The organism is Chryseobacterium sp. HR92, from assembly GCF_045689405.1.
In the GTDB taxonomy this organism is placed as follows: Bacteria; Bacteroidota; Bacteroidia; order Flavobacteriales; family Weeksellaceae; genus Chryseobacterium; species Chryseobacterium viscerum_A.
Genome location: NZ_CP139139.1, coordinates 761,126 through 774,575, shown reverse-complemented (window position 1 = coordinate 774,575; position 13,450 = coordinate 761,126). Strand labels below are relative to the sequence as shown.

9 protein-coding genes and 1 CRISPR repeat array are annotated in these 13,450 nt (G+C 31.9%); of the genes, 6 read left to right on the top strand and 3 right to left on the bottom strand.

Annotated elements, in window-relative coordinates:
* The first annotated feature begins 446 nt into the window (after positions 1 to 446).
* The 6 genes from SFA27_RS03455 to SFA27_RS03430 all read left to right on the top strand — a co-directional run bounded on the left by SFA27_RS03455 (position 447) and on the right by SFA27_RS03430 (position 4,941).
* Positions 447 to 1,127, top strand: a complete 681-nt coding sequence (locus SFA27_RS03455) for a nucleotidyl transferase AbiEii/AbiGii toxin family protein (RefSeq protein WP_407296331.1) — start codon at positions 447 to 449, stop codon at positions 1,125 to 1,127.
* Between the two features lie 37 nt (positions 1,128 to 1,164).
* Positions 1,165 to 1,482 carry a DUF6922 domain-containing protein gene (locus SFA27_RS03450; RefSeq protein ID WP_407296328.1) on the top strand — a complete coding sequence of 106 codons (318 nt, stop codon included), beginning with the start codon at positions 1,165 to 1,167 and terminating at the stop codon, positions 1,480 to 1,482.
* Positions 1,483 to 2,477: 995 nt separating this feature from the next.
* Complete coding sequence (locus SFA27_RS03445; RefSeq protein WP_407296326.1) at positions 2,478 to 3,278, top strand: hypothetical protein; 801 nt, start codon at positions 2,478 to 2,480, stop codon at positions 3,276 to 3,278.
* 17 nt (positions 3,279 to 3,295) lie between these two features.
* Positions 3,296 to 3,868, top strand: a complete 573-nt coding sequence (locus SFA27_RS03440) for an SdpA family antimicrobial peptide system protein (protein ID WP_407296323.1) — start codon at positions 3,296 to 3,298, stop codon at positions 3,866 to 3,868.
* A 1-nt stretch (position 3,869) separates the two neighbouring features.
* Positions 3,870 to 4,760, top strand: a complete 891-nt coding sequence (locus tag SFA27_RS03435) for a hypothetical protein (protein WP_407296321.1) — start codon at positions 3,870 to 3,872, stop codon at positions 4,758 to 4,760.
* On the top strand, positions 4,747 to 4,941 hold the full coding sequence (locus SFA27_RS03430) for a DUF5808 domain-containing protein (protein ID WP_407296319.1): 195 nt from the start codon (positions 4,747 to 4,749) through the stop codon (positions 4,939 to 4,941). Before SFA27_RS03435 ends, SFA27_RS03430 begins: the two co-directional genes overlap by 14 nt.
* Before the next feature lie 627 nt (positions 4,942 to 5,568).
* A CRISPR array of direct repeats spans positions 5,569 to 7,538; the repeat unit is 47 nt; unit sequence GTTGTGAATTGCTTTCAAAAATTATTATCTTCGTGATTAGTCACAGC.
* Positions 7,539 to 7,596: 58 nt separating this feature from the next.
* On the opposite strand, the gene cas2 is transcribed toward SFA27_RS03430, so the two are convergent.
* The 3 genes from cas2 to cas9 are packed head-to-tail and all read right to left on the bottom strand — an operon-like array spanning position 7,597 to position 13,150.
* Positions 7,597 to 7,935 (bottom strand): CRISPR-associated endonuclease Cas2, encoded by a 339-nt coding sequence (gene cas2 / locus SFA27_RS03425; RefSeq protein WP_407296316.1) that lies wholly within the window; start codon positions 7,933 to 7,935, stop codon positions 7,597 to 7,599.
* Positions 7,932 to 8,825 carry a type II CRISPR-associated endonuclease Cas1 gene (gene cas1, locus SFA27_RS03420; protein WP_407296314.1) on the bottom strand — a complete coding sequence of 298 codons (894 nt, stop codon included), beginning with the start codon at positions 8,823 to 8,825 and terminating at the stop codon, positions 7,932 to 7,934. The genes cas2 and cas1 overlap by 4 nt, the downstream gene beginning before the upstream one ends.
* Positions 8,826 to 8,827: 2 nt before the next feature.
* Positions 8,828 to 13,150: a type II CRISPR RNA-guided endonuclease Cas9 gene (gene cas9, locus SFA27_RS03415; protein WP_407296311.1), complete on the bottom strand. Its 4,323-nt coding sequence runs from the start codon at positions 13,148 to 13,150 to the stop codon at positions 8,828 to 8,830.
* Positions 13,151 to 13,450 lie beyond the last annotated feature (300 nt).

Genomic DNA, 13,450 nt, shown 5'->3' with positions numbered 1-13,450 from the left:
CGAAGTAGAAACTTTGTTGAGAGCGAAGCGAACTTCAAAGTTGCGAATGAGCTCCTAACTTCTCCGCGTAGTTTTAAAATTGCAAGCATTTTAATAGACAATAGATCCATTCTTAAAACAGAATTTTGGAACATTACTTTTTATAACGCCGGGATTTTCATTCATCTTTTAAAAAACACAAAACGAGGTATCCAACTAAAAGGCGGACTTCTTAAAATTATAAGAGCCAATTAGAAGAATAAAACTATATTAAAATTTAAGTGGACTGTATCAGTATGCAGGTACTAACTACCAACAGAAAAAATTGAAATTCCACTTACTAGTATCTCCATCAATAAAGGGCTGATAATTTAGCTTTCATTGATAACCAAAGCCAAACAGTTCCTTGTAAAGCCCTTGTAGAAGCATACCTCACTTTCAGAATTAATTTTCTGAAAAATGAAAATATGCTACATAAAGAAACTGTCAGTAAGGAAATGTGGGAGCTTCTTCAGAAACTGATGAAAGAGGAAAGACTAAAGGATTTTACCTTGGTAGGTGGCACTGCACTCAGTCTAATGCTTGGTCATCGTTTAAGTATTGATATTGATCTGTTTACAACTAAACCGTTTAATGAGAAGTCTATCCTAAACTATCTCTCGAATAACTATCCTGTAGAAGTTAAAAATACATTTGAAAATACACTACTTTTGAAAATATCTGAAATCAAGGTCGATATCCTTGCCCATCAGTATCAATGGCAATTGCCTACAATAATAACAAAAGAAGACATTAGGTTGGCATCCCTTGAGGATATAGGAGCTATGAAACTTCATGCTATATTTCAAGATGGAAGCAGAATAAAAGATTTCGTTGATATGCATTTTCTACTGGAACACAATTCCCTTAAGACTTATCTTGATTTTTATCAAAAAAAGTACGGAGGAAATCCCTCACTTGCTGCCTTAAGTTTACTACATCACGATAATATTGATAGGAATGTACAAGTCAAGATGATAAAAGGTAAAGATATAACCTGGCAAAAGATAGAAGAGAGATTAAAAAAATCAGTACATAACCCATTACTTAAATTTACTGAAATCAAAGAGCAAAATAATAAACAAAAGGGACGCGGATTCAAGCGCTAAACTTTCATATATCACTATTATTCAGTAAATTTATACTATGAAAAAAGGAAATAAAAAAAGACCATGCTTTGATATCGATCCTTCATTCTTTTGGGATTTTGATTTAGATGCGATGGATCTAGATAAAGCCTATAAATCAATTATTGCTCGTATTGTTGAACGTGGTAACCAAAACGACATTGATAGAATTGTAGAATTTTATACTTACGAAAGAGTCGTCAAAGCAATTCGTAACGAAATCCATTTCCTGCCAAATTATGCAATTGATAAAGCTATAGAATTTTTCCCCGAACTTAGAAAAGAGGAGATGCACTGCTATATTAATCGTAAGGATAAACCATATCATTGGATATAGCTAAAAAACTACTTATTTGATCAGTAACTCAAAACCAATTATATTTTTGAGAAAATAATTTCTCGTATTAAAATTGAAAGGTGCTAGCTACATTGGGTGAGGCAATGCCCGGTAAAAATTAGCTTCTTTTTCCTTTTGATAAAAATGTAAGGTGTCCGCTTTTTAGCGGACTTCTTGCATTTTAAATAATTGTATCGGAAATGGCAAAATACTAGTTAATTATATAGTTTATTTTTTTTACAACTAATTTCAGCATCCTCAATTAATTAAAATTTATTTAAAAATACTTGGGTATAAGTATTACCACATATAAACATTTAAAAGAGTCTTGGTTTGTACTATCAAAAATTTGAAAAGCCAAGTTTCCTTTTCCACTTTGAAAAAATTGTTAAGGTATCTGACTAAAAGAGAGACTTTTTACAATCTATAACACAGTTAAGTTATAAGGAATGAATTAATGTTAATTGGTAAAGGCTAACTCCATCATTAGATGACAATCTACTTAGACTATTAAAGAATAAATCTAAAATAAGAACACCTTAATATTTAAAACTGCTTTTATATCTGCACATACTTATACTTTTAGTAATCTATAAATACATGCTTCTATTCATAATAATGATCAAAAATTTATTAAATTACAGGACAGGTATAATACAAATTCCAGATAAGTTGGAATATCACAAAGCTGAAGTGTTCCTTTTTCCTCCATACTTTTAAAAAATACTTTTATATGAGAAAGCTGACCAATAGGAAATGCTCTGCATAAAAACGGTTGCTGAAGTGATCTCGAAATATCAAAATTGACAAAAAATTATACAGCTCTAGTTCTATTGGATTTTAAAATGGAAGCCGTTCGTTGCTTCTTATAAATAAAGGACAGCGAGTTTTTCCATATACTCTAATTATCTCTGTATAAGTATTTAACATAAAAAAAATATTCTTTTCCATTTGAAATAAAATTTTATATTTGTAATCAAACTAAAATAATTACCATGAAAAAAATAAGAAAAATCTCCACTAACCCTCTGTTTATTCTTCTACTATTGACCAATTATATTTTATATAGTTGTTCAAGCGAATCAAATGATTTGGAAAATAATGAAAATTCATCTGTTAATAAAAGTTCTGTGAATAGTAATAAATTACAAAATTTTACTGATGAAGAAGTCTTTAAAGGTGTAATTTTTATGGAAGGAGATGTTGCTGAATTATTTCCTGAATATAAAGAATTAAATTTCAGAAATTTCATAGATGACCAAGATGACATAAATGAAATTGTCAATTTCCAAAACGTCTTAATGAATTCTATAAAAGATGAAAATCCAGAATTTTTGAGCAACTTTAATGAAGAAATTACCTCTGGAGATTATGATAGAGTTAAAGAAGCTATTTCTCTTGCTAATACCGAAATAAAAAAACAACTTTTCAAAATCTACAATCTAACAGAATCTCAATTTGTAGAATTTCAAGACGCTTTTGCTAAAGGGTACTCTCAAGTAGATAAACCAACTAAAATTACTAAAGAATATTTGGCAGAATTAATAAATAGTATCAAACAAAATTCATCCACAGATAATCTTAATAATTCAACAGACAATATGGAAGGTAAAATCAATGTAGTTTACACTGATATGGCTCTAGTTCTTTATGGAGTTGTTGCTGTGGTAGTTATGGCTGTTGCTGTTGGATTTATTCATTCGGTCGCATTGGCAGAAAGTGGAAAAACCAGTGAAAATAATTTTTATTACGAAAATTTTTATGCTGATATTACTTTAAAACTAAAAGGTAAATAGGGGCGAACATCTGAAAAATGAAATTATTTTATAAATCTCCAAGATTCTATCTTGTGATTAGTGTCATTTTTGTTTGCACATTTATTTTAAAGATATCCTCTGTCTATTTTGGTAACAGTCCTTTAAATAAAAGTAAAGAAACAAAAAAGAAATATATTTTATTATTTCCACAGGGTTGGGCTTTTTTTACAAAAGAACCAAGAGACCCTCTAATTCACTTTTTCTCTTTTTCGAATAACAAATTCGATAATGTTATTGATAAAAATTTTTCTCTAAATACTTTTTTAGGAGCTTCTAAAAAAAGTAGGATCGTAAATATAGAGCTTCAAAAGATAGTCAATAAAATTATTAGAGACTCTGTACAACATAGTTCCGAAAAATTTTTAGGAATTAATGAATTAAAGAAAAATGTTTCAGATAGAAATATTGATTTTACTAAAGTTAATATTGATAAAAAGTATATACCAGATATAAATAATGGAAAATATTTAATAGTGATTGAGGAACAGCTTCCATGGGCTTTACTTAGCAAAACTTCCAATTATAAAGCTAAATTTGAAATATATCCAATTGAAGTAGTAAAGAATTGAAATGAAAGCAATTATTAATTATTTGGAAAATAATTTGATATTTAATCAAAAGATAATTTTAGCTAGATGTTTTTTAGCGTTTGGAGCCCTCCTTATCCTTTTGTTTAACGATTCATATGAGATTTCTAATATAGATATTGGCTTACTAGCTGATCGGATCGAAAATAAATTTTCTATAGATTTTAGTATTTTTTCTTTCTTTTCTCCTCCTATTGCTAAAGCAATATGTATCTTTATTTTACTATTTGTTTTTACAGGTTATTTGCCTCAATTATCCTGTTTTTTACAGGCTTGGGTACATTTAAGTATTTGTAATTCATTTGTAATTGTTGAAGGGGGAGACCAGGTTGCTTCAAATCTTTCATTATTGTTAATACCTGTATGTTTATTTGATACAAGAATTAATCAATGGAATAAAGAAAGAATTAATCTGTCTCTTTATTTGAAAAATAGAAATGTTTTTTTCGGAGTATATTATTTCTTAATAAGATTACAGGTGGCCGTCATATATCTTCATGCCGGAGTAGGTAAATTATACAAAGAAGATTGGAGAGATGGAACCGGACTTTATTATTGGCTTAATAATAATATTTTTGGAGCCCCCGATTTTATTTTAAAATATCTAAATATACTTACTTTAAGCTCATTTTCTCCAGTTATTTCATGGTCAATAATTTTTTTAGAATTAGGACTATTTGCATGTATACTAGCTACAAATAGAAGAATATTGATGCTTTTCTTTTTTCTAGGAGTTTTATTTCATTTTTGTATATTTATACTGCATGGTCTTATGTCTTTTATGTTTCCAATGATAGGAGCATTAATACTATATTTGGATAAAAACAATGATGTATATAACTATTTAAAAACATTATATTATGAACGAAGATAATGAAGATAACTGGAAATTTGGCATTTTTTACTATAATAAAGATGACAAGAGACTGTTTCCTCCTAAGAGAAATAAATTTTTAGGTTGGACCGTTAACTTTGCTAATCCTTATTCTATTTTAGCAATGTTGCTGACAATTATATTATTAATTTTAGTAGTAGAATGGATTAAAAAAATATAAATTTTTTAATCTAAATATTTTTCATCGTAAAAAACAACAATGGGAGCTGTCTGCAATTACAGGCTCACTGATCAATTTTGCAGGATTCTACATAGATAAGCTAACAAGAGCTAATTGATTTTAAAAAAAAATCATCTATTATTACACTAAGGTGTCCAACTAAAAGGCGAACTTCTTAAAACTCTATAATTAAATTGTTATCTTATAACTAATCACAATTGAAATAGAAAATTTAAAGGGTGGGCGGTTATATATTGCAAAATTACTATTTTTCCGACCAGTTATAACAGACTAAAAATCTTTCACGAGACATTGCATAGTTGTGAATTGCTCTCAAAAATTATTATCTACGTGATTAGTCACAGAGTTCCGAGAACCGATATCCAAATACTTTAAGTTGTGAATTGCTTTCAAAAATTATTACTTTCGTGATTAGTCACAGCTTCACACAATTTCAGGACGGTTCAGTGAGCGTTGTGAATTGCTTTAAAAAATTATTATCTTTATGATTAGTCGCAGCCACAGAAAAACGAGCTACCAGTCTATTACTGTTGTGAATTACTTTTAAAATGTATTATCTTCGTGATTAGCCGTAGCTCAGTAGTAAAAGAATGCTTACCGCACGCAGTTCTGAATTGCTTTCAGAATTTATTAACTTAGTGATTAATCACAGCTTCATACAATTTCCGGATGCTTCTCAGAGCGTTGTGAATTGCTTTCAAAATTTATTATCTAGTGATGAATCACAGCTTAACACTGCGCCATCTTAGGGAGGCACTTGTTGTGAATTGCTTTCAAAAATTATTACCTTAGTGATTAGTCAAAGCCCGGCGGATTAATAAGGAAAGAACCTTCATGTTGTGAATTGCTTTCAAAATTATTACCTTCGTGATCAGTTACGGCAACACTTCATTGGAAATGAAAACTTTGATCGTTGTGAATTGCTTTCAAAAATTATTATCTTCGTGATTAGTCACAGCCGAAAATGCCCAGGGACTTAAAGGTGACATGTTGTGAATTGCTTTCAAAAATTATTATCTTCGTGATTAGTCACAGCAAGTTCGCTATGTCGATCCAAATAGTTCTTGTTGTGAATTGCTTTCAAAAATTATTATCTTCGTGATTAGTCACAGCTCATTAACCATACTTTCAAGGCAGCAAGCCGTTGTGAATTGCTTTCAAAAATTATTATCTTCGTGATTAGTCACAGCTTAGATACAACCGATATGATGGTGTAGAGTGTTGTGAATTGCTTTCAAAAATTATTATCTTCGTGATTAGTCACAGCTTGATGCAGAATAATTTGAATTATATTCCTGTTGTGAATTGCTTTCAAAAATTATTATCTTCGTGATTAGTCACAGCACAATGCCACAACAACAATGAATATTTGTAGTTGTGAATTGCTTTCAAAAATTATTATCTTCGTGATTAGTCACAGCTGTTGCAGAATATACATCTGATGCTAAACCGTTGTGAATTGCTTTCAAAAATTATTATCTTCGTGATTAGTCACAGCTAAGAATGGGTAAAACCATTAAGAAGTTAGGTTGTGAATTGCTTTCAAAAATTATTATCTTCGTGATTAGTCACAGCACTGACATTTGACAAAGATACTGACATTGAGTTGTGAATTGCTTTCAAAAATTATTATCTTCGTGATTAGTCACAGCTGACATATTGACAAAGATACTGACATATTGGTTGTGAATTGCTTTCAAAAATTATTATCTTCGTGATTAGTCACAGCTGACATATTGACAAAGATACTGACATATTGGTTGTGAATTGCTTTCAAAAATTATTATCTTCGTGATTAGTCACAGCATAACACACAAACTCGAAGATCTATTTCCTGTTGTGAATTGCTTTCAAAAATTATTATCTTCGTGATTAGTCACAGCTGACTCCACTAACGCTCATAATTGCATCTTGTTGTGAATTGCTTTCAAAAATTATTATCTTCGTGATTAGTCACAGCGGCTATGGTAATCCAGAAGACCGAAAGGCTGTTGTGAATTGCTTTCAAAAATTATTATCTTCGTGATTAGTCACAGCAGAAGAAAGCACTGGATGGTGTAACAATTTGTTGTGAATTGCTTTCAAAAATTATTATCTTCGTGATTAGTCACAGCTTTCATCAAACACAAAGTTAAAGGGTAACGGTTGTGAATTGCTTTCAAAAATTATTATCTTCGTGATTAGTCACAGCATGAGTCAAACGAAGATTGTACACTTGCGCGTTGTGAATTGCTTTCAAAAATTATTATCTTCGTGATTAGTCACAGCGCTTTGCACAGGAAGATATAAGATTCGTCAGTTGTGAATTGCTTTCAAAAATTATTATCTTCGTGATTAGTCACAGCTGGTACATATTTCAAAACCAAGAGAGATTTGTTGTGAATTGCTTTCAAAAATTATTATCTTCGTGATTAGTCACAGCGCTTTGCACAGGAAGATATAAGATTCGTCAGTTGTGAATTGCTTTCAAAAATTATTATCTTCGTGATTAGTCACAGCTGGTACATATTTCAAAACCAAGAGAGATTTGTTGTGAATTGCTTTCAAAAATTATTATCTTCGTGATTAGTCACAGCCTCAAAAAAATAATCTACTGGTTTTCAGTAGATTATTTTTATATTTAGAATTTAAAATTTAGAATAATTCAAGCTGCTGAAAGGTTGGAGGTGGCTCTTCTTTATTCCTGGCAAAGAAGATTTCAATATCTCCAAATTGTTTGTCCGTGATGCACATAATGGCAACTTTTCCGGCTTTTGGAAGCATAAATTTAATTCTTTTAATATGAACCTCAGCATTTTCCCGGCTCGGACAATGGCGTACATACATTGAGAACTGAAACAAGGTGAAACCATCATCAATGAGCGCCTTGCGAAAACGGTTAGCATCTTTCATATTCGCTTTGGTCTCAGTCGGGAGATCATATAATACTAAAACCCACATAATCCGATATGCGTTAAACCTTTCGGCGTTCATAACAGTTCAGGATAAGAAATTAATCTTTTTTCTCCTGTGTAGCATTTGTAAAGCGACGAAACCGTCATTTTTAAAGCAACCAGCAATGGTCTTGTTTTATCATCAATGCGCACATCTTTGGTTGCAATCTGCAGAATATGAGCCTTAAATTCTTTTGTCAGTTCTTCTGCATCAGGATGAATTTCCAGCCACTGCATTACTAGTAAATCAATAAACGGACGATAAGGTTCCATCAGATCATCGGCAAGGCAGTAAGGATTATATTTATTTTTATGAAAAATTCCCAATACGGGCAATAATCCTGTTTCAACAATAGCCCTGGCGACAATACTTCTGAGAACCGCATACCCGAAATTAAAGAACTGATTTGGTGATTCTCCGAAACGCTGTCTCAAAAAATCAAGGCTGATCAGATATTTCCAGTAATGCTGAGCTGCAATACCTTCCATATTGCTTAAATCCCCAGACTTTACATTTCTTTGGTATTCAACCATTGGTTCATAATAGTTTCCCAACTTCATCAGAACATTTTTCTGATTTTCAATCTTACATTCCACGGTCTGTTTCCAAAGTTGCTTTTTCAGCGGTTCACTGGCTTCAAGCTGATCTTTTACCCGGTCAGAATGTTCAGTATGACCATACAGTGGAAGCATAATTCCGTGCGGTAAATGATGCGCATCACAACTAATGACCACCACATTATTTCCCATCATCTTCTGAATCAAATTATGAGAAATGGTAATCTGATAATGATCCAGCATCAGCAAACCCAAATCTTCCACAGGAACACTCCCCTTTTCCATTTTGGTTTCTGGACAGAGGATTTTCAGCTGCTCATCTTTGAGCTTAAGATAAGCGGGATTACCAATGTAGATTGAGCGGGTGATCATAATTATATCTTTGAAATATTACCTAAACGGTCGACTTTAAGTTTTACACAATTTTCTTTTATCATAATGGGCTTACCGTTTTTATCAAGCATACAATTACCATCATAGAAATTCTGCATTCTCTCACTTTTACTATTTGTACCATTTTCATTTTTTATTATTTCTGTCGCATTTGCATAAGGAATAAAATGGCCCTCACCTCCTGTACAACTAACAAATTTATATATCCTTTTAACTTGTTCGTCAGAAAGGCTTTCAAAATCATTACTTGTCATATTACCCCACTCATCATCAGATAGAATATAAACCAAATCATTCGGGCATAAATAGAAATCATTTGTATTTTTTAAATCAACCACAGGTAAACCTTGTTTTTGCCTTTCAATCACCTCATTCAAAGGAATGGTTTCATAGCTTCTCTTGCTGTTTTTATCTTGGTGCACTGCAAAAAACAAATTGGTTCCTTTTGCGGTTTCTACGTATTTATCTTTTTTATTTCCGGCTTGTCCTATCTGAAATTTACTTCCCAGTTCAAAAACTCTTACTTTGTTGATGGGTTGATGGGGTTTGCCATCATTATACTTCTCAATACTTTTATTCAAATCTTCAATTCCTTCGGGTGAAAAAGCCAATTCAGGGTTTCCGTCTTTAAGCATTAAATAATTTTTGAGAATTTTCTGAATCCCGGTATCAGTAATGGAGCCTATTGATTTTAAATCGAATGAAGTATCAAGGCTTTTCCTCGTTGCTGTTAAAATTTTTCCTTTTGGAACTTTTACCCAAGGTAAATCTACTTTACCGGAAACCGTATCTTTATGCATTGGTTTTCTAATCGCCCAATTTATTCCCTTTTGCTCTACTCTTGCCTTATTTCTTGCACCATCTTTCTCTACATATTTTTCGTAATAATTAGTCGCTTTATTAATGACCCTAAGGTTTTGCTTAAAACTTACAATAACCGTGTCCAAATTATGCTTAACATCTACAGTAAAATTTTCCCAAGGTTTTAAAAATTGTTTTGGCACTTCTCTTTCGATTTTCTCCCCTGTTTGCGTATGGAGATAAACAACTCTTTCAAACTTCATTAATTTCTTTTTCAAATCGTAGCGGTTGGTTTCCGATTTTGCCGATTGATTATTTAATAAATTTACATGATCCTTTGTAGCACAAGCAATTACCAAAGCGTCCAGAGCATGATGACGATGGTCTATTCTTTTTTTAGAAAAACCTTTGGAATATTCAATTGGAACGGTCGGCAAAAACTTTTGAAAATTTTCGTTCCAGGCGGTAAAATCTGTCGAATTGGTCAGCTGATTCATTCTTTTAAAACGGGGTAAAATCAAGTCATTCCAAACATCATTCAACCCCCAGTCTTTTTTCAATTGGGTAGTAATTTTTCCATTTCCGGGAACAATGTTTTTAGAATTTACTCCTTCATCCGAACCATCTTCTAAGCGAACAATATTAGAAAGTATACTGGAAATATATTTACTAATATAACGAGTATCATTGATCTGACGTTCAATCATTTTTTCAGGAATATCTTCCAAAAGAAGTTTATTTCTTTTACTTCGGTTATTGACGTAGTGCTTCTTGACAAAATCTTCGTATTCGTCAATATCAAAAACCTTTACACTTTTCCCGAAACCAAGTTCAATAATAGTTCCTCCAAACTGCTTAATAAATCCAAGTCCGATATAATTATCCTTCAGTTTGTTAACCGCCGATTCACAAATAATTTTATTACTAAAACTGTCATCAAAGTATCGGCTTTGTGGAATAATGTGTTCAATTTCATATTCTGGTGTAAACAATTTATTTAGTGGAATAATTTGTCCGGTATAAGGCGATTTGTATTTCTGTTCCAGCCAAAGTTTATACCGTTTTAAATCTGAAGGAAAAGGTTGCGCCGTTTTGCTTATTTTTAAATATTCATCTTCAATTTCAATGCCTGAATTTAAAACACCGTCCTCATAAATTTTCAGAATTTCTTGTTGCTGGGGCGAAAACGGACGAACATTTTCTACAGCATGATCATTCATCATTTCTGCTAATAGAGCTTTAATGCGGAGATTCGTATTTTCGTTTTCAGTAATCTGGTTTGTGAGTTTCTTTCTTTCGTCAGCTGGAAGTTTCATTTCCCTTCCCAACTCTATATGAATTTCATTGAAGAAATCTTTTGCTCCTTTTCCATATTTTAGCCAAATATCTTTTACAACACGTAAAGTTTCTGTAATGACCTGCTCTACAATTGGATTGCGAAGCGAGTGGTGTTTAAAATCTTTCAAAAATTCTTCCAAATCATCAGCTGAATTCCATTTCCCTGTTATTGATGCTTCCGAATGTCTTCCATATACAATATATTGGGCCAGCCACAATTGTAAACCCTGGAAATCATCTTCACTCCTAAGATGGACCGCCTTTTCTCTTACCCTATCTTTTATATTTTCATCATATTCTCCATTAATGATTTTCTGAATCCTGTCTTTTGAAAACTTATCAATATTGGCAAAATCCCAATACTTACCCAATCGCATTAAAGGCAACAATTTCTTAATTGCTTTTTCCGAAAAAGAACCATATTCACTTTTAAATGGTGGAAATTTTATGAAAGCCTCGAAAAACGAATTTTCGTCAAGTTGATTTTTTAACGCAAATGATTTCAAGGCTTTTTCGTATTCTATTTTATCATTCACAGAATAGATAATATGCCAAATCTTTTGTTCCATCTCCCTCGTCAGAAAATCATCGGAAATATTTTCTACTTTCTCCAATCGGGTTGCAATCATCGTCTTTGTTTCGTTGCAGGGGTATTTTTTATCCTCTACAAAATTCCAGCGATGTGTTTTGTCACTGAGTTTAAAATGTTTCAATAAAGCTTTTTGATCAATTTCTTTTCTGTTGTTTAAAAACTCAAACAGATTTTCGATATCTTGGGTAGTGGTTAAAAATTCTTTGATAACGTTTTCATCATTATCTTTTTTGTATAGGTTAAGATTAAAAATCCATTGCCAAAGACGAAATTCCTGATAATATGGATTCGATTTTGGAATGGCTTTTAGATATTGTGTATGTTCTGCTCCATTTTCATCTTTGTATTTTCTGAATTCCAAAGTACAGTTGGAAATAGAAGACTTCTGGCTTCTCAACGGTCTTTGGTAGAAAACAATATCCTCCATAAAAAGATGTACAAAATCTTTTTTACTTAAAGTCAGTTGATGGGCTTCATTATTTCTGTACAACTCGTGAATACAACTATTATATAAATCATCATTTTGTAATTCCTGATGAAACTCCTTTTGCTTCTCTAATATATGTCTAAGCTCTTCTTTGTAAAATTTTCTTTCAATCGTACGAACCAATTTTCCTTTGATTTTTTGTTTAGGATTAGCAAGAAGTGTTTCGTATATATACATTCCAACGGTTTTATGAGATTGCTCGATTTCCTGCTCGGTTTTCTTCTTTACCAAAGTCCAATCGTTCTCACCCGGTGCCCGGAAACTTCTTTTTTCATTTCCGTCTTTGTCTGTTTTAACTCTTCCATCATCATTCAAATCAGTTGTTACAATAAAATCTCTTGTTTTATCTTTCCAATCAAACAACGATATTTTACTTGCCCTTCTGTAAATCCATCCATTTTCTAAAACCAAAGAATACCATATATCTGATTTGCTTTTTTGTGGCTCATCTGCTAGAACATCCACAACTTTTAAAGAATAAAATTCAACAAGTTTATTAGGATTTTCTTCCTGTTCTTCCCCACGCAATTGATAATATCCACGTTTTTGGTTAAAATTCAAAAGAATCCAGGCCAACTCCTCTTTTTCAATTTTTTGAGAAAGTGCCTTTTTACGGAGATAATAAATCGTCCAGTCGTACGGTATTCTTAAATCCTGTCCGTTCGTTTTAAAATCTTCAAGCATCTCGTTGAAAGAGTTTTGGAACAGAAATGAAAACTGTCCTTCAATATTTTTCCAGGCCAATTTTGGTTCAGTTTCAACTTTGAACTTCCCAAATCGTTTTTCAAAATCAATCTGTGAAGCATAGTGTTCTGGAAGGAAATTCAAAATGTTTAAAACCCTGTGAAGCCTCTCCCTTCGTAGAAGAAATCGTTCACGTAATCTTCTTACACTTCTGTATTTTGTACGTTCCGCAGTTTGCGAAACAGAATTTCCTTTACCAAAATCGCCCAAAATATCTTGAGACATCGGAATTATCCTGGTTCCCATTCCAAGAATTTCACCTTGTTTGTTTTCAAAATCCTGTTTTACTAAAGCCCACCCAATAGAGTTTGTTCCCAAGTCCAGTCCAAGTATATTTTTCATCGCTATTAATTTTGATACCACATAAAAATAGTAATAAAAAAAATATTCAAATTATGGATTCCCATAAATACAGTTAATTTTTTTCTTTTATATTTGTATCAATAATTTTGAAAGCAATTCACAATAAGGATTATTCCGTTGTGAAAACATTTAGCGCCTCGACTACCTTCGGGGCATTTTTTATTAGAATTATCATCTTTAATACATCAAACCTTTAAGCTTATTTAAATCCTCGACAAAATGGTTCGAGAATTGTTCTTTCATGACTACAAACCATCCTTTTTAAGGATGGTTTTTGTT